Consider the following 16,866-nt stretch of genomic DNA (forward strand, 5'->3'; position numbering starts at 1 on the left):
GGCTACGGTCCCTTCCATACGACGGCGGTAGCGCCGTCTATTTCCATCACGGTCACGGTGGTACCCGGGGCATAGACCTCGGTCTCGTCGAGTGGGCGAGCGGTCCACACCTCCCCACCGAGCTTGATCTGGCCTTGGTGGGCAGTGATCTGTTCCAGCACGACCGCATTCTTACCGGTCAGCGCGGCCATCCCCATCGGCGTATCGGGCGGAGTCGCGAAGCGGCGTAACAAAATCGGGCGCAAACCGAGCACCAACGCCAACGACAGGACGCCGAAGACGATCGCATCGGCCCACACCGGGAAATCGGTCAGAGCCGAGACGCCGGCGGTGCCGAGCGCGCCGCCGGCGATCATCAGAAGAAAGAAGTCGCCCGTCAGTGCCTCCGCACCGGCGAGTACCACTGCCGCTATGAGCCAAATGATCGCTGCCACAGCCTCCATCCAAGCACGAATCGGACAATTGCCGGTGCGTTGCTGGACACAGCCCTACTCGGTCACGAAGTCGACCAATTGTTCGACGGCCCCGATCAGTGGTGCTTCGAGATCACGGAAGCTCGACACCGACGAATACACCCGCCGCCACCCCTCTCGCGGACTCCCCCACCCCAGCTCTCGACAGATTCCGGTCTTCCAGTCCTCACCCCGCGGAATCGTCGGCCAGGCATCGATACCGACAGCAGCAGGTTTGACCGCTTCCCAGACGTCGATGAACGGATGACCGGTGACGAGCACGTGCTCGCCGAGCGACCTCGTCAACTTCGACTCCTTGGATCCGGTCACCAGATGGTCCACCAGGACGCCGACGCGACGGCCGGGTCCGGGACCGAAATCCGCCAACCGTTCCCCGAGATTGTCCAGACCCTCCAGATGCTCGACGACCACGCCCTCCACCCGAAGGTCGTGTCCCCACACGCTTTCCACCAGGGCCGCGTCGTGCACACCCTCGACCCAGATGCGGCTGGCGCGTGCCGTTCGGGCACGTAGGCCCTCGACTTTGGTCGAACCGGAGGCGGACCGCGTCTGTTGCGGCACCGCAGGGGCAGGCTTGGGCCGAACGAGGGTGACCCGACGCCCGTCGATCAGGAATGCTGCCTCGCGCAGAGCGAACAGCCGCGTCGTCCGGGCACCGTCCTCGAGTCGGACGAAGTCTCCGTCGTAGGTGCGCTCGAAGCCGACCACCGCACCGCAATATCCGGTTCCGGCGTCCTCGACCACCAGTCCGCGTTCGGCCGGAACTTCCGGAGCCGGGACCTTCCGCATCCGACTGTGCCCTTTGAGAATGTCTCCGCCGTACATGTCGTTCACGGCGGTCAACGCTAGCGATACCGGCGTCCCGAGCACGGTTCGCCACGCCGACCTATGCTCGTGAGTCGTGTGTTCTTCGAGTGCAAGTCTTGCCCTGTGGGCCAGTTCCTGGCTGGCCGATGCCAGCTCGCCCGACGACGTCATCGACGCCATGTCCGAGTGGGCACCGATGCATCTCGTGGGTGCGGGTGATGCGCAGGCGGCAACCGTTTTCGGGCTGCAACATCCCGGCTACGACGAGGGAATCGCGGGTTTGCTGCATGCGATCAGAGCAGCTGCAACGGCGTCGACGCCCGCGGCCGGGGACGACCGGATCAAGCTGGTTCTGCCTGCTCCCGGTGCGGTGAGCGGCCTGCCCGTGAACACGGACTTCTCGCGAGCTGCTCTCGACAGCGGTCAGGCGGTGGTGATCGGGACATCGGGCAGCGCCGGGATCGGGTTGGTGCCGGTCATAGAGGGACCGGATGTGTTGCGCTGGACCGTGTATTCGATCGTCGTCCCCGAACACGGTCATCGGGATCAGGGGTTGGGCGAGGCCGAGTACGAGATGCGAGAAGCCGTGCGGGGCGCGGCGGACGCTCTCGCGCAGATGCAGTCGCTGCCCACCCGAACCCTCGACGTCGATCCGCGCACCCGTATCGCGGCATTGATCGCCGACGCGGCACGGCATCGCTACCCGGCTGAAATGTCCGACAGGGCGTTCCGCGTACTCGAATCCGCGGATCGGGTCGCCGCCATTCTGACGGTCGCAGCGGGATCGGCTCCGACGGAGGCACCGACCGCGTCCGCAACCGCAGCACGTGAAGAACTCGTTCGACCGCTCTGGGCAGCGGTGCGTACCGCGCGCACCATCGCTGTCGCGACCAGCATCGAAGCAGCTATGCATTCTGCCTGACACCCTGCGGAGCAACAGGGTGTCAGGCAGGCACGCTCATTACGTGGCAGCCGCAGGCCTGGAGGGGCGAGTGGGCTGCTCACAGCAGCCGACGGCGCAGCGACTTCCGTCCAACGTCGAACCGTAGCCGGGCACGTTGCCGAGTCCGCGGCATCGGCCACCGACTCGGTATTCGTCGACGAGTTCCCGAATCATCTGCGGGAAACGCGCGTCGGATCCCGGGGTGCCTGCGCGGGCGAAGGCCATTCCGAGTTCGCGGGCCTTCTCCTCCGCCTCGGTGTCGAGATCCCATACGACCTCGAGATGGTCGGACACGAATCCGATCGGACACACGATCACGGCGTCGACGGACTTCGCCGACAGCGCTTCGAGATGATCACAGATGTCGGGGTCCAGCCACGGAACCTGAGGCGGTCCGGAACGGGACTGCCACACCAGGTCGTAGTCGTCGACACCCGCCGCATCGGCGACGAGCCTCGATGCCTCGGCCACCTGACGGCTGTAGAGATTCCCGCCATCCGCGGGCGGGCCGGCATTGGCGTCGGCGGCCGACGGAATCGAGTGGGCCGTGAACACCAGACGCGCACCGGCTCGGTGCTGTTCCGGCAGTGAGGCTCGCGCTGATGCGACCGCGTCGCTGAACGTGTCGACCATCAACGGGTGGTCGTAGTACTGCCGGATCTTGAGCAGATGCGGTGCATCGTCCCCGACCGCGGCGCGGGCTCGGGCGATGTCCTCGTGGTACTGCCTGCATCCGGAGTAGCCGCCCCACGCGGAGGTGGGAAAGACCAGTGCGTTCCTGATGCCGTCCGACGCCATCGTCGCGACGGTGTCCTCGATCATCGGATGCCAGTTGCGGTTTCCGAAATAGATCGGCAAATCCACTCCGGCGGAATCGAATTCAGCACGAAGTGCATCGATGATGTCTCTATTGAGCCGGTTGATCGGAGAGACGCCCCCGAAGTGCATGTAGTGCTCGACAACGGCGTCCAGACGCTCGGGCGGCACTCCGCGCCCACGAGTGACGTTCTCCAGGAACGGGCGTACGTCGGCGGGCTGTTCCGGTCCGCCGAACGAGAGCACCAACAATGCGTCGAAGTCTCCAGGGGTGGTCATGTTTTCCATTGTGCCCCCGCCGCCGGCCGGCCCCGGCGGGGGTCCGGTCGGCGAACGAAACATGTCGGTGGGCGCACGAGTGGTTCCGCCCACCGCGGTGTCACATGTTCTCGGGCAGGTACGTGTTGTGGCTGGCTCCGCCATCGACGTACACGATGGATCCGGTGGTGCCGGGCAGCCAATCGGAGAGCAAGGCGACGATGGACTTGGCGACCACGGTGGGGTCGTTGACATCCCAACCGATGGGAGCGGCACCGTCCCAGTACACGTTCAGCTGGTCCATCTTGGCCGCGTCACCGGTAGCCGTACCCGCAATTGCCTTGGCGGCAAGGGTTCTGATCGGACCTGCCGCGACGAGATTGGAGCGAATTCGCTTGGCCGCGCCCACTTCCCGAGCGACGTAGCGGTTGACCGATTCGAGTGCAGCCTTGGCAACACCCATCCAGTTGTAGTACGGCATCGACGTGCGGGGATCGAAGTCCATTCCGACGATGGAACCACCCTCGTTCATGACCGGCAGAACGGCGCGAGCCAGCGACGCGTAGCTCCACGCGGAGATCTCGAACGCCCTCGCAGCATCGGGGCCGGGGCCGTCGAGGAACGGCTTGGCGTCCGGACCCATCAGGGTGCGGGGAGCGAAGGCGATCGAGTGCAGGACCCCGTCGATGCCCTCGGGCGCCACTTCGCGTACGCGGTCGGCCAGCGCTGCCAGGTGCTCCTCGTTGGTGGCGTCGAGCTCGATCGCCGGCGGCACCTCCTTGGGCAGACGCTGTGCGATGCGATCGATGAGTCGAAGCCGATCGAACCCGGTGATGATCACCTTGGCACCCTGCTCCTGCGCCATGGCAGCGGCGTGGAATGCGATGGAGGCATCGGTGATGATGCCGGTGATGAGAATGGTCTTGCCTTCGAGCAATCCGCCCATAGTGCTGTGTTCCTTAATTCGGAGGTGTGCGTCTATCGAAATCGTTGTGCGAGTAGGCCTTCAGTGCCCCATGCCCATGCCGCCGTCGACCGGGATGACAGCACCGGACACGTACGACGAGTCCGGGCCGGCCAGGAAGCTCACCACTGCTGCGACGTCCTCGGGCTGACCGAGGCGCTGAAGCGGGATGTATTCCTTTGCCTTGCCGCGCAGATCGTCCGAGAGTTCTGCAGTCATGTCGGTTTCGATGAACCCCGGGGACACGACGTTCGCCGTAATGGACCGCGAACCCAGTTCCCTCGTGATCGATCGAGCCATTCCGATGACGCCTGCCTTGGACGCCGCGTAGTTGATCTGGCCCGGTCCGCCGGCCATGGCCACGACCGAACTCAGGAAGATCATCCGGCCCCAGCGCGCGCGCAGCATGGCGCGGTTGGCGCGCTTGGCAACTCGGAACGCTCCGGTCAGGTTGGCATCGATGACGCGCTGGAACTGATCCTCGGTCATTCGCATGAGCAACGTGTCGTCGGTGATTCCGGCATTCGCCACCAGAACCTCGACGGGCCCCTGCTTCTCCTCGACCTCCTTGAAGGCCGCGTCGACCGAGGCGGAATCCGTGACGTCGCAGACGACACCGAACAATCCGTCGGGGGCCCCGGAGCCGCGGTGGGTGACGGCCACCTTGTGTCCGTCGGCGGCGAGCCGCTGGGCGATGGCGAGACCGATACCTCGGTTACCTCCGGTGACGAGTACCGATCGCGCGATGAAGTCAGGTGTGGACATGCCTAGCAACCTATCTGTTCGTCCTGGAATGACAAAGCAAAACTTACTGGTGAGTAAGAACAACGATCACGGCAGACGTTGCCGCATCACCAACGCCGAACCGAGCCCGGCAGAGATACACAGCACACCGAGGATCAACCAGGGACGCGACGCGTCGCCGCGGGTGATCTCGAATCCGATCTGCTCTTCGAGGGTGTCGTAGACGCCTCTGAGGTCCTCGAGGGACGACGCGGAGAAGAAGCTACCGCCCGAGAGGTCCGCGATCTCCCGCAGCGACGGATCGTCGACCGGTACCGGGACTCGTTCGACGCCTGCCTCGTCTTCGATTTCCACCGAGCCGTAGCTCGTGCCGAACGAGATCGTGGAGATCGGCACGTTCTTGTCCTTGGCGGCACGCGCGGCGGTGTAGCCACCGCGTGGGTCGTCGAGGTTCTGGGGAACGGTCTGCTTGCCGTCGGAGAGCAACACGATGCGCGCAGGAGGCGCCGCGTCGCCGCCACCGAGTATCGCTCCGAGAGTGTCGATCGACTGGAGCGAGGTGAAGATCGCCTCACCGGTGGCCGTTCGTTCGCTGAGCTGCAACTTGTCGATGGCGGACTTGGTGGCCTCGCGATTGGCGGTGGGAGACACCAGGACCGACGCGGTGCCGGCAAAGGCAACCAATCCGAGATTGATCCCGGGCGTCAAACCGTCGGCGAAGGATTTCGCTGCATCCTGTGCGGCCGCCAAGCGAGTCGGCTCGACGTCGGTGGCCTCCATCGAGAGCGAAACGTCGATCACGAGCATGACGGTCGCCCGATTCCGCGGCACGCGCTGGTCGGCCGTCGGACCGGCCAACGCGACCGTCAGAAACATCAGACCGACCAGCACGAGTGCCGTCGGCACATGCCGCAGCCGATTCGGTCGATCGGGCGCAACGGACTCGAGCAGCTCCATATTGGAGAACCGCAGCACGTGCTTCTGCTTGCGCCGCTGAATCCACACGTAGCCGACCGTCAGCGCGATGACGACGAGGAGAAAGCCCAGCCACCAGGGCGACGCGAAATCGGTCAGGCTCATCGCGCCGCCCGAGCGGTGTTGGTGAACCCGGACCCGATGGTGTGCCTGCGTGCAGTCACGAACCGTACGACGTCGGCAATCCAGTCACCGTCGGTGCGCAGCGTCAGACGTGGTGCTCCGCACCGTCGTAGCGCCTTCTCCACGTCGTCGCGGTGTGCTGCTGCAGCGCGCGCGAAGTCGGCACGCAGCCGCGGCGTCGTGCTGAATTCACGGGTACGGCCGGATTCGGGATCGTGCAGCACGACGTCACCGACGTCGGGTAGCTCCAGATCACGCTGATCGAGCACCTCGACGGCCAACACGTCGTGCCGCGCCGAGATTGCCCGGAGCGAGCGTTCCCAGTCGATCGGACCGAGAAAATCGCTGATCACCACGGCCATCCCGCGGCGGCGTTCGGGCCGTCGCAGTGCTTCGATGGCAGCGCGCAGGTCCCCGCGCACCCCGTCGGCCGCAGCCGGTGTCGTGGCGATGGCACGGAGCATCGACTGGGTGTGCACGCGGCCGCCCCGTGCCGGGATCCGGGTTGTGTCGGAACCGGTGGCCACCACCGCGCCGATTCGGTTTCCGCCGCCACCGGACAGATGCGTGATGGCAGCCGAGGCCGCCACCGCGAGGTCACGCTTCTCGCACCCGGTGGTGCCGAAATCGAGGCTCGCGGACAGGTCGACGACGAGCCAGGTCTCCAACTCGCGATCGGCGACGGATTGCCGTACGTGCGGATGCGTCGTGCGCGCGGTCACCGACCAGTCCATCTGCCGGACGTCGTCGCCCGGTTGATATTCCCTGGCGTCACCCGGTTCCGATCCGGGACCGGGGATCAATCCGAGATGGTCGCCGTGCAGTACCCCGTCCAGCCGTCTACGTACCGTCAGTTCGAGGGTCCGCAACGCCGCAGCCAATTTGGGATCGCGTAGCTCACCCGAACGAAACGACGGCGGCCGAGAAACGACGGGTCGGCGTGTGGCCTCGGGAGCGGTGTCGGATCCACTCACTGCCCCGGCGTACCGATCGCCGGGCCGTCACCCGACGGCTTCTGCAGAGATGGTGCCGGTTGGCCGTACTGGCCACCGTGGGGATGCTGCTGAGGTCCGGGCTGCTGAGGTCCGGGCTGCTGAGCAGCAGGAGCCTGTCCTCGGCCCGGGTACTGGCCGACAGCGGGGAACTGCCCGGGAGCCGGATACTGCCCCTGGGGCGGATACTGCCCCTGCGGCTGACGTCCATCGACGTGCGGACCTTCCGAACCGTTTCCGTTGCTCTGCGGCACCGGGACCGCCTGCGGTGATACCTGCGGCAACCCGACGGTCTGAAGAACCCGGGAGATGACCGTCTCGGGAGTCACCTCGTCGGCCAGAGCGTCGTAGGACAACACCAGACGGTGCCGGAGGACGTCGGGGATGACTTCGAGGACGTCCTGCGGAACCACGTAGTCGCGACCCCGGAGCAGAGCAAGCGCCCTGGACGCCGCGATGATTCCGAGCGTGGCACGCGGTGACGCGCCGTACGCGATCCAGCTGGCCACGTCGTCCATACCGAACTGCTCCGGCGTTCGCGTAGCGGAGATGACTCGCACCACGTAGTCGACGAGAGCGTGGTGCACGAACACCGAGCTGGCCAGATTCTGCAGCCGAACCAGCTCGACCGGGTCGAGGATCTGCTTGGGCTCGGGCGCCTTGATACCCATTCGGTAGACGATCTCGCGTTCTTCTTCGATCGTGGGGTAGTCGACGACGATCTTGAACAGGAATCGGTCGCGCTGAGCTTCGGGTAGGGGGTAGACACCCTCGTTCTCGATGGGGTTCTGCGTGGCCATCACGAGAAACGGATCGGGCATCGGGAACGTCTTGCCACCGATGGTCACGTGTCGTTCTGCCATGACCTCGAGCAGTGCGGACTGGACTTTCGCCGGCGCTCGGTTTATCTCGTCGGCCAGAACGAAGTTGGCCACGACCGGTCCGAGTTCGGTGTCGAACTCCTCCCGGCCCTGACGATAGATCCTGGTTCCGACGAGGTCGGTCGGAACGAGATCAGGGGTGAACTGAACTCGCGAGAAAGAGCCGCCCACGACCCTCGCGAAGGTCTCGACTGCAAGGGTCTTGGCCACGCCGGGCACACCTTCGAGCAAGACGTGTCCGCGTGCGAGCAACCCCACCAGAATGCGCTCGACGAGACGGTCCTGTCCGACTATCACGCGCTTGACCTCGTACACGGCCTTCTCGAGAAGCTGGACGTCCTCGGCGAGGGCCGGACTGTCCACCCGCTTCGGCTCCCCACTCGGTGGATTCGGAGTCGGAGACTCGACTGCCGTCGACCCCTCGTCGTTCGAAATCCGGCCGTCACGTGATGTCACCAAGAATTCACCGCTTTCAGTCGATCGTCGTCGGGCACGTTTCATACCGCCGCAATCAACTATTCCAGGTGATCTGCGTGCGCGCCGAAAGGCGCCCCCGCCGCGCGCGCCGGAGTGGAGCCTGCGGAACGACGCAGTGGCTCCGGAGTGGAGCCTGCGGAACGACGCAATGGCTCCGGAGTGGAGCCTGCGGAACGACGCAATGGCTCCGGAGTGGAGCCTGCGGAACGACGCAATGGCTCCGGAGTGGAGCCTGCGGAACGACGCAATGGCTCCGGAGTGGAGCCTGCGGAACGACCAGAAGTACCGGAGTGGAGCCTGCGGAACGACGCAGAAGTACCGGGGTGGGACCGCAGGAGTGCTCGGGAGTCAGGACACCATGCGTACGGCGTAGGGGGTCATACCGCTGTATCGCACGTCGGATACCTTGACCACCGAACCGGACTGGGGCGCTTCGAGCATCTTGCCGTCGCCGAGGTAGAGCGCGACGTGTTGGCTGGCATTGGGTCCGTAGAAGATCATGTCGCCACGCTTCATCTCCGAGGACGGCACCTGCTTGCCCGCGGTGTATTGGTAGCCGGTGTAGTGCGGCAGCGAGATTCCCAGGCCTGCGAACGCGTAGATCATCAATCCCGAGCAGTCGAAGCCGACCTTGTTGTAGTCGCCGTAGCTGTCTGCGACTCCGCCGTCCCTGATGCCCTTCGTCGGTCCGTTCTCGTCTCCGCCACCCCACGAGTACGGCACGCCGAGTTGGCTCATTCCGCGGTCGATCGCCAATTCGACGGCGGCGCTTCCTGTCACCGACGGCGTCGGGGACGTCTTCGGTTTCGTGGGCGTCTTCGGTGTGGTGGGCGTCTTCGGTGTCGTGGGTGTGGTTGTGGTGGAGCTGTCCGAATCGGTCGACGTGCTGGAATCGTCGTCCACGTCGACGTGCGAGCGCTGCCCCTCGGCAATGGCCGCCGCGCGTTGCTGCGCCGCAAGGTTGGCAGACACTCGGGCAGCTGCCTGCACAGCAGCTTCCTTGGCTGCGGCGGTGGCGGCGGCGATAGCGGCATCCTCGGCCGCCTTCTGCGCCTGCCAGTCGCCGTACGCCGCACGCTGGTCCTGCAGGCCGGCGACGTTGCTGCGGGCGGCATCGAGTTCGGTCTGCGCAGAATCACGCTGGGATTCGATCGTGGCCTTGCGGTCGGCCTCTGCCTGCAGCGCGGCCTGCGCCTCGGCGATCGCCTGCTCGGCCTCTGCCTTCTTGGCCTCTGCTTCCGACGCTGCCGCGTCGGCCTGCTGCTTGGACTCACGCGCCGCCGAGTCGCGGTTGGCCTGCTCGGTACGGGCTCGCTGCAAGCCGTCGAGTACTGCATTCTGACTGTTGGACAGCACCTTCAAGACCTGGGCGCGGTCCAGGACGTCGTCCGGTCCGCTCGAACCGAGAAACGACGCCATCGAGGCGACGCCCGAGCCCTGGATGTAGCTCGATTTGGCGAATTCGTCGAACTTGCGCTGCGCTGCCTCAATCTGTGTGCCGGCATCGGCCAGCGCCTGCTGGGCTGCTCCCACGACGGCTGCGGCAACGTCCGCGGCATCCCGTGCGTTCTGCAGATCGACCAGGGCTTTGTTGACGCCTTCTCGCTTCACGGCGACCTCGTCGTCGAGCTGTGCGAGTTGCTGGTTGGCGGACGCGATCGCGTCGATCAGCTGCCCGACCTGCCCCAGACGGGAGTCGACCGCGCTTCCGGCAGCGGCAATGTCGGTGTCGGACGGATTGGGGGGAGGCGGCGGTACCGCGGCGGCGACCCCGGGCATGGTCGCCGTCAGCGCGAGAACGAGACCGGCACCTGCCAGCACGAATCGGGTACGGACGAGCGCTCTGCGGCGCGTGCCGCGAACTGGACGTCGGCTCACAAATGTCTCCCTCGGGTCCGGCATTCACTCCGGTCCCGAGAGGACCGTCGTGCCGCCGAGGTGTTCTCCGTCCTCCACCCCGATCGCAGGTGACGGTGAACATGTTCGCCGGGCGGGAAAGTGGCGCGCAGCGACACGACAGGTGCGAACCACGTCAGTCACACCCGAAGCAGTGGCCTCCCGAGTTCCCCACGGATGACACCTGCCTTCTGCGACACTCCTTCCCCAGCAGTGCCAATGGCACCGTACGACACTTCGCACACTAAAGAAACTCCAGTCACAAATGACACATTTGTAATTCCACCAGGCACAATGCCGTGAACTCGGGGTTTGCCGAAAACAATTTTTCGGACTTTTTCCGAACCGACATCCGACGGCGCAGTGCCCCGTCGACGTCGGTCGGTCGAATGACGAATCCGCGCGTGGCGTCAGCGCTCGACGGGCTGTGCATCGTGCGGGTCGGCAGTGGCCGACCGCGCACGATATCGACGCACCTTCACGGCGGCTGTCAGTGCGGCCACCGCGGCGACGATCACCACCAGTCCGCCCGTCAGCAAGCCCCAGGGAGTCTGGTCCTCGACGAGGGTGTCGACGAAGTTGTCCGCGGCAACGACGTGGTTGCCGGTGTAGGTCCGGTCCTGGCCGGCCTCGAGGGTCACCCGACTGATCGAGTCGCTGAACGTACCCACCTGCCCAGGGCTCAGTACGAGAACAGTGCCGCCCTCGCGTGCTCCGACCGCTGTCGCGAGATCACGCAGCTGCGAGTCGTGGCGAGGTTCGGTAGGCACGATCACGATGCTCAGATCGATACCGTTGTCCTCGGCACGAGCAACGGCTGCAGACAAACCGGCTTCCTCGTCGGCGGGGGCGCTGACGCCGGACTCGCGGACCGTGGCGACGATGCTGTCGACGTCCAGACCTGCCGGGATATCGGTGGCAAGTGGGGATACGGCGTGAATCGGCTCAGGCATCTCTCGTCCAGTCGGTAGGAACCAGTCGCGTCGAACCCTACGTCACACCGCTCTCGATTCCGGGGAGGGCCGGACGCCCGGGGCCGCAACTGAGGCCGCCCTTCATTGCGTCGCACGAAGCACTACGTGAGGATTGTGACGTGGGTCGTTCTCTCGGTATCCCTGGCGACACGGACCCGCACGTTTTCACAGGACAAGCGTACTGTTAGACTTCCATCGAGACACTGGCCGAGCGTCCGCAGGCAATCTGCACACCGGATGTCATGCCGAGACGCACGGACAGGGCCTCGCTTCAACCGTCGACACAGCCCCGTCGGCGGTGTGCCTCATAGACGAGTGGAGCTGAAGTGACCGCAAGTAATAACTCATTCGGTGCAAAGGGCACCCTCGAAGTCGGAGAGAACTCGTACGAGATCTTCCGGTTGTCGGCCTTGCCCGGTGCCGAGAAACTGCCCTATGCGCTGAAGGTCCTCGCGGAGAACCTCCTTCGCACCGAGGACGGTGCCAACATCACCGCCGACCACATTCGCTCGATCGCGTCGTGGGACCCCGCGGCCGACCCGAGTGTCGAAATTCAGTTCACCCCTGCACGCGTCATCATGCAGGACTTCACCGGCGTTCCGTGCATCGTCGACCTCGCCACGATGCGCGAAGCCGTCACCACCCTGGGCGGCGACCCCAACAAGGTCAACCCCCTCTCCCCCGCCGACATGGTCATCGACCACTCGGTCATTCTCGACGTCTTCGGCCGCGCCGACGCTCTCGAGCGCAACGTCGATCTCGAGTACGAGCGCAACGGTGAGCGCTACCAGTTCCTGCGTTGGGGACAGGGCGCGTTCGACGACTTCAAGGTCGTCCCCCCTGGCATGGGCATCGTGCACCAGGTCAACATCGAGTACCTCGCACCGACGATCATGACCCGCAAGGGCCAGGCCTACCCCGACACCTGCGTCGGCACCGACTCGCACACCACGATGGTCAACGGCCTCGGTGTGTTGGGCTGGGGCGTCGGCGGCATCGAAGCGGAGGCTGCCATGCTCGGCCAGCCCGTCTCGATGCTCATTCCCCGCGTCGTCGGCTTCAAGCTCTCCGGTGAGATCCAGCCCGGCGTCACCGCGACCGACGTGGTGCTGACCGCGACCGAGATGCTGCGCAAGCACGGCGTCGTCGGCAAGTTCGTCGAGTTCTACGGCGAGGGCGTGGCCGAGGTTCCCCTCGCGAACCGCGCCACCCTGGGCAACATGAGCCCCGAGTTCGGTTCCACCGCAGCGATCTTCCCGATCGACGAGGAAACCATCAACTACCTGCGCCTCACCGGCCGCAGCGACGAGCAGCTCGCGCTCGTCGAGGCGTACGCCAAGGAACAGGGCATGTGGCACGACCCGAAGAACGAGGCCGTGTACTCGGAGTACATCGAGCTCGACCTCAACACGGTCGTCCCGTCCATCGCAGGACCGAAGCGTCCGCAGGACCGAATCCTGTTGTCCGACTCCAAGGTTGCGTTCCGCAAGGACATCCACAACTACGTCGAGGAGAACCACCCGAAGCACGAGGGTGACAGCAAGCTCGACGAGGCCCTCGACGAATCGTTCCCGGCAAGCGACTCCGCTTCGCTGAGCTTCGCCGAAGAGGATTCCGTCGATGTTCGTTCTGCCGCATACGGTTCCGAGGGTCGTCCGAGCAAGCCGATCCGGGTCACCACCGACGAGGCAGGCGAGTTCGTCCTCGATCACGGTGCCGTCGTGGTCGCGGGCATCACCTCCTGCACCAACACCTCGAACCCGTCGGTGATGCTCGGCGCAGCACTGCTCGCCCGCAACGCCGTCGAAAAGGGCCTGTCCACCAAGCCCTGGGTCAAGACCAACATGGCACCCGGCTCGCAGGTCGTCACCGACTACTACGAGAAGGCCGGCCTCTGGCCGTACCTCGAGAAGCTCGGCTACTACCTCGGTGGTTACGGCTGCACCACGTGCATCGGTAACACCGGCCCGTTGCTGGAGCCGATCTCGAAGGCGATCAACGACAACGACCTCTCGGTCACCGCAGTGCTGTCGGGCAACCGCAACTTCGAGGGTCGCATCTCCCCCGACGTCAAGATGAACTACCTGGCCTCACCGCCGCTGGTCATCGCATACGGCCTCGCAGGCACGATGGACTTCGACTTCGAGACCGACCCACTCGGCGAGGATCACGAGGGCAACCCCGTGTTCCTGAAGGACATCTGGCCGTCCTCGCAGGAGATCGAAGACACCATCAAGTCGTCGATCAGCCGGGACATGTTCAGCAAGTCCTACGAGACCATCTTCGCCGGCGACAGCCGCTGGCAGAACCTGTCGACCCCCGAGGGCGACACGTTCGAGTGGGATCCCAAGTCGACCTACGTGCGTAAGCCTCCGTACTTCGACGGCATGACGATGGACCCGGCTCCTGTCGAGGACATCACGGGTGCACGCGTGTTGGCTCTGTTGGGCGATTCGGTCACCACCGACCACATCAGCCCGGCAGGTCCGATCAAGGCAGGCACGCCTGCCGCGCAGTACCTCGATTCGCACGGTGTCGAGCGCAAGGACTACAACTCGCTCGGTTCGCGTCGTGGTAACCACGAGGTGATGATCCGCGGAACGTTCGCGAACATTCGCCTCAAGAACCAGCTCCTCGACGACGTCTCGGGCGGCTACACCCGCGACTTCACGCAGGACGGCGGACCGCAGTCCTTCATCTACGACGCGTCGCAGAACTACCAGAAGGCCGGCATCCCGCTGGTCGTGCTGGGTGGCAAGGAGTACGGCAGTGGCTCCTCGCGCGACTGGGCGGCCAAGGGCACCTCGCTCCTGGGCGTCAAGGCCGTCATCACCGAGTCGTTCGAGCGCATCCACCGCTCCAACCTCATCGGCATGGGCGTCGTTCCCCTGCAGTTCCCGGCCGGTGAGAGCGCGTCGTCGCTCAAGCTCGACGGCACCGAGACCTTCGACATCGTCGGCGTCGCGAAGCTGAACGAGGGCACCACCCCGAAGACGATGACCGTCATCGCCACCAAGGAAGACGGCACCAAGGTCGAATTCGAGGCCGTGGTTCGCATCGACACCCCCGGTGAAGCGGACTACTACCGCAACGGCGGCATCCTGCAGTACGTGCTGCGCAACATGATCAGAGGCTGAGTGCGCGTCGTCTGACGTACGCCTCGAACGGCGATGGGCCCGGAACCGAGAACGTGTTTCCGGGCCCATCGCCGTATCGGTCGAGGCCCTCATCGAAAGTAGGAAACCCACACGTGCCCAAGGTCAGCGAAGACCACCTGGCGGCCCGCCGTAGCGAGATTCTCGACGGCGCGCGCAGGTGCTTCGGCGAGTTCGGCTACGAAGGTGCGACGGTGCGACGTCTCGAAGAGGCCACCGGCCTGTCGCGCGGAGCCATATTCCATCACTTCAAGGACAAGGACGGCCTCTTCCTGGCGCTGGCACAGGAAGACGCTCGACGCATGGCCGAGGTTGCGGCCACTCAGGGTCTGGTGCAGGTGATGCGAGACATGCTGGCGCAACCCGAGCAATTCGAATGGCTCGGCACCCGACTCGAGATCACCCGACGACTGCGCACCGACGCGGACTTCCGGAGCAGCTGGGCCGAACGGTCGGCAGAGCTGACCGACGCGACACTCGGGCGACTCGAGCGTCAGAAGACCGCAGGAAGACTGCGTGACGATGTGCCCAACGACGTCCTGGCCGACTACCTGGATCTGGTACTGGACGGCCTGGTGGCGCGCATCGCGTCCGGCCACGGCAGATCCAACCTCGCAGCGATCCTCGATCTCGTCGAGGAATCCGTCCGGCGGCAGGACTGACCCCGGCCGTTCACGCCAGCTGAATCAGTTCCAGGTATTCCTGCGACCAGTGGTCCTCGGTACCGTCGGGGAGGAGAATGACCCGTTCCGGTGAAAGCGCTTCGGCGGCACCGGGATCGTGGGTCACCAGTACGACGGCTCCCTTGTAGCTGCGGAGCGCATCGAGGACCTGCTCGCGTGAAATCGGGTCGAGGTTGTTGGTCGGCTCGTCGAGCAGAAGAACGTTCGCGGCGGAAGACACCAACCCGGCGAGTGCCAGGCGGGTCTTCTCACCGCCGGACAGTGTTCCCGCAGGCTGGTCGAGCTGGGGGCCGGTGAACATGAAGGCACCGAGGAGAGACCGTAGTTCCTGCTCGCCGGTGTCGGGTGCAGCGTGACGGATGTTCTCCCAGACCGACGCAAGGTCGTCGAGGGTGTCGTGTTCCTGTGCGAAGTACCCGACGCGCATGCCGTGGCCGGGCTCGATCTCTCCGGTATCGGCCTTCTCGGTGCCGGCCAGAATGCGCAGCAGCGTCGTCTTGCCGGCACCGTTGAGCCCGAGTACCACCACGCGGCTGCCTCGGTCGATGGCGAGGTCCACGCCGGCGAAGATCTCCAGCGATCCGTACATCTTGGTCAGGTTCTTCGCCATCAGCGGCGTCTTGCCGCACGGTGCGGGCTCAGGGAAGCGGATGTGCGCCACCTTGTCGGACACACGTTCCGCGTCGAGGTTGGCCATCAGCTTGTCCGCGCGCTTTGCCATGTTCTGTGCTGCAACGGCTTTCGTCGCCTTGGCGCCCATCTTGGCAGCCTGCACGCGCAGCGCCCCCGCCTTCTTCTCCGCGTTGGCGCGTTCGCGGCGGCGGCGTTGCTCGTCGGTGGCGCGGGCGTCGAGGTACTTCTTCCAGTTCATGTTGTAGATGTCGGCTTCGCCGCGCACTGCGTCCAGGAACCACACCCTGTTCACCACGTCTCCAAGCAGTTCGACGTCGTGACTGATCACGATGAGTCCGCCCTCGTGGTTCTGCAGAAAACCCCGCAGCCAGGTGATGGAATCGGCGTCGAGGTGGTTGGTTGGCTCGTCGAGCAGCAACGTGGTGTTCGAGCGTCCACCACTGCCGTCGGACGCGGCGAACAGAATGCGAGCCAGTTCGACGCGCCGGCGCTGGCCACCGGAGAGAGTCCGCAGCGGTTGACCGAGGATGCGGTCCGCCAGGCCGAGACTGTTGCAGATACGCGCAGCCTCGCTCTCTGCTTCGTAGCCGCCGAGCGAGGCGAAACGCTCTTCGAGTTCGCCGTACTTGCGGACGGCCTTGTCGAGCAGGGCCTCGTCGGCCACCTCGGCCATCAGGGCCTGCTGCTTCTCCATCTTGTGCAGGAGCGTGTCGAGACCCCGGGCCGAGAGCACTCGGTCCTTGGCCAGCACGTCGAGATCGCCCTCTTTGGGATCCTGCGGTAGGTAGCCGAGCTCTCCGGTACGCACGACCTCGCCCGCGTACGGCTCGCCTTCTCCTGCCAGGATGCGCAGAGTGGTGGTCTTGCCGGCACCGTTACGACCGACCAATCCGATGCGGTCGCCTGCCTGTACGCGGAGCGCAGGCCCCTCGGTGGACAGAAGGGTCCGCACACCGGCACGAACTTCCAGGTCGGTGGCGGTGATCACGCGTGAGCTCCTAGCGATTGCAGAACAACATCGTTGCCCGTCGACCGACGAGCAAACCTCAGGTGCGCCGAAGTACGGCACAGT

The 16,866-nt window shown here is 65.2% G+C and carries 14 protein-coding genes; 3 read left to right on the forward strand and 11 right to left on the reverse strand.

Features of this window, described 5'->3' with window-relative positions; all coding sequences use genetic code 11:
* Positions 1-2: 2 nt before the first annotated feature.
* Together AABD04_RS12365 and AABD04_RS12370 are read right to left on the reverse strand one after the other, a co-directional pair.
* The gene (locus tag AABD04_RS12365) at positions 3-434 is read right to left on the reverse strand and encodes an NfeD family protein (RefSeq protein WP_243593079.1); all 432 of its coding nucleotides are present in this window, start codon (positions 432-434) and stop codon (positions 3-5) included.
* Positions 435-488: 54 nt separating this feature from the next.
* Positions 489-1,298, reverse strand: a complete 810-nt coding sequence (locus AABD04_RS12370; protein WP_243593588.1) for a DUF3097 domain-containing protein — start codon at positions 1,296-1,298, stop codon at positions 489-491.
* A gap of 76 nt (positions 1,299-1,374) precedes the next feature.
* On the opposite strand from AABD04_RS12370, the gene AABD04_RS12375 reads away from it, so the two are divergent.
* On the forward strand, positions 1,375-2,202 hold the full coding sequence (locus AABD04_RS12375) for a hypothetical protein (protein WP_341441361.1): 828 nt from the start codon (positions 1,375-1,377) through the stop codon (positions 2,200-2,202).
* Positions 2,203-2,241: 39 nt separating this feature from the next.
* Here AABD04_RS12375 and AABD04_RS12380 read toward each other — a convergent pair whose 3' ends face one another.
* The 8 genes from AABD04_RS12380 to AABD04_RS12415 all read right to left on the reverse strand — a co-directional run bounded on the left by AABD04_RS12380 (position 2,242) and on the right by AABD04_RS12415 (position 11,302).
* Positions 2,242-3,318, reverse strand: a complete 1,077-nt coding sequence (locus AABD04_RS12380) for a ferrochelatase (protein WP_341441362.1) — start codon at positions 3,316-3,318, stop codon at positions 2,242-2,244.
* A gap of 100 nt (positions 3,319-3,418) precedes the next feature.
* Positions 3,419-4,243: an NADH-dependent enoyl-ACP reductase InhA gene (gene inhA / locus AABD04_RS12385; RefSeq protein ID WP_032377850.1), complete on the reverse strand. Its 825-nt coding sequence runs from the start codon at positions 4,241-4,243 to the stop codon at positions 3,419-3,421.
* A 60-nt stretch (positions 4,244-4,303) separates the two neighbouring features.
* Positions 4,304-5,026: a 3-oxoacyl-ACP reductase FabG1 gene (gene fabG1, locus AABD04_RS12390; protein ID WP_243593082.1), complete on the reverse strand. Its 723-nt coding sequence runs from the start codon at positions 5,024-5,026 to the stop codon at positions 4,304-4,306.
* Positions 5,027-5,092: 66 nt separating this feature from the next.
* Positions 5,093-6,085 (reverse strand): VWA domain-containing protein, encoded by a 993-nt coding sequence (locus tag AABD04_RS12395; protein ID WP_341441363.1) that lies wholly within the window; start codon positions 6,083-6,085, stop codon positions 5,093-5,095.
* Entirely contained in the window at positions 6,082-7,077 is a 996-nt protein-coding gene (locus AABD04_RS12400; RefSeq protein ID WP_341441364.1) for a DUF58 domain-containing protein, read from the reverse strand. The genes AABD04_RS12395 and AABD04_RS12400 overlap by 4 nt, the downstream gene beginning before the upstream one ends.
* Positions 7,074-8,477: an AAA family ATPase gene (locus tag AABD04_RS12405; protein ID WP_341441365.1), complete on the reverse strand. Its 1,404-nt coding sequence runs from the start codon at positions 8,475-8,477 to the stop codon at positions 7,074-7,076. Before AABD04_RS12405 ends, AABD04_RS12400 begins: the two co-directional genes overlap by 4 nt.
* A gap of 324 nt (positions 8,478-8,801) precedes the next feature.
* The gene (locus AABD04_RS12410) at positions 8,802-10,355 is read right to left on the reverse strand and encodes an NlpC/P60 family protein (RefSeq protein ID WP_423228141.1); all 1,554 of its coding nucleotides are present in this window, start codon (positions 10,353-10,355) and stop codon (positions 8,802-8,804) included.
* Positions 10,356-10,759: 404 nt separating this feature from the next.
* Positions 10,760-11,302, reverse strand: a complete 543-nt coding sequence (locus AABD04_RS12415; RefSeq protein WP_341441366.1) for an Rv1476 family membrane protein — start codon at positions 11,300-11,302, stop codon at positions 10,760-10,762.
* 347 nt (positions 11,303-11,649) lie between these two features.
* Between AABD04_RS12415 and AABD04_RS12420 the strand changes: the two genes are divergently transcribed.
* Positions 11,650-14,460 carry an aconitate hydratase gene (locus AABD04_RS12420; RefSeq protein WP_243609591.1) on the forward strand — a complete coding sequence of 937 codons (2,811 nt, stop codon included), beginning with the start codon at positions 11,650-11,652 and terminating at the stop codon, positions 14,458-14,460.
* Between the two features lie 113 nt (positions 14,461-14,573).
* A complete protein-coding gene (locus tag AABD04_RS12425) occupies positions 14,574-15,140 on the forward strand; it encodes a TetR/AcrR family transcriptional regulator (protein ID WP_243593088.1) in 567 nt (188 codons plus the stop codon).
* Between the two features lie 10 nt (positions 15,141-15,150).
* Here the strand turns inward: AABD04_RS12425 and AABD04_RS12430 are convergent, their stop codons facing one another.
* On the reverse strand, positions 15,151-16,782 hold the full coding sequence (locus tag AABD04_RS12430) for an ABC-F family ATP-binding cassette domain-containing protein (protein ID WP_243593089.1): 1,632 nt from the start codon (positions 16,780-16,782) through the stop codon (positions 15,151-15,153).
* Positions 16,783-16,866: the final 84 nt, after the last annotated feature.

It is taken from the genome of Rhodococcoides navarretei (assembly GCF_038069675.1).
GTDB classification, from domain to species: Bacteria; Actinomycetota; Actinomycetes; order Mycobacteriales; family Mycobacteriaceae; genus Rhodococcoides; species Rhodococcoides navarretei.

Coding starts and splice junctions, on each gene's coding strand:
- AABD04_RS12370 (WP_243593588.1), bottom strand. CDS start 1,298: ATGTACGGCGGAGACATTCTCAAAGGGCACAGTCGGATGCGGAAGGTC.
- AABD04_RS12380 (WP_341441362.1), bottom strand. CDS start 3,318: ATGACCACCCCTGGAGACTTCGACGCATTGTTGGTGCTCTCGTTCGGC.
- inhA (WP_032377850.1), bottom strand. CDS start 4,243: ATGGGCGGATTGCTCGAAGGCAAGACCATTCTCATCACCGGCATCATC.
- fabG1 (WP_243593082.1), bottom strand. CDS start 5,026: ATGTCCACACCTGACTTCATCGCGCGATCGGTACTCGTCACCGGAGGT.
- AABD04_RS12395 (WP_341441363.1), bottom strand. CDS start 6,085: ATGAGCCTGACCGATTTCGCGTCGCCCTGGTGGCTGGGCTTTCTCCTC.
- AABD04_RS12405 (WP_341441365.1), bottom strand. CDS start 8,477: ATGAAACGTGCCCGACGACGATCGACTGAAAGCGGTGAATTCTTGGTG.
- AABD04_RS12410 (WP_423228141.1), bottom strand. CDS start 10,355: ATGCCGGACCCGAGGGAGACATTTGTGAGCCGACGTCCAGTTCGCGGC.
- AABD04_RS12415 (WP_341441366.1), bottom strand. CDS start 11,302: ATGCCTGAGCCGATTCACGCCGTATCCCCACTTGCCACCGATATCCCG.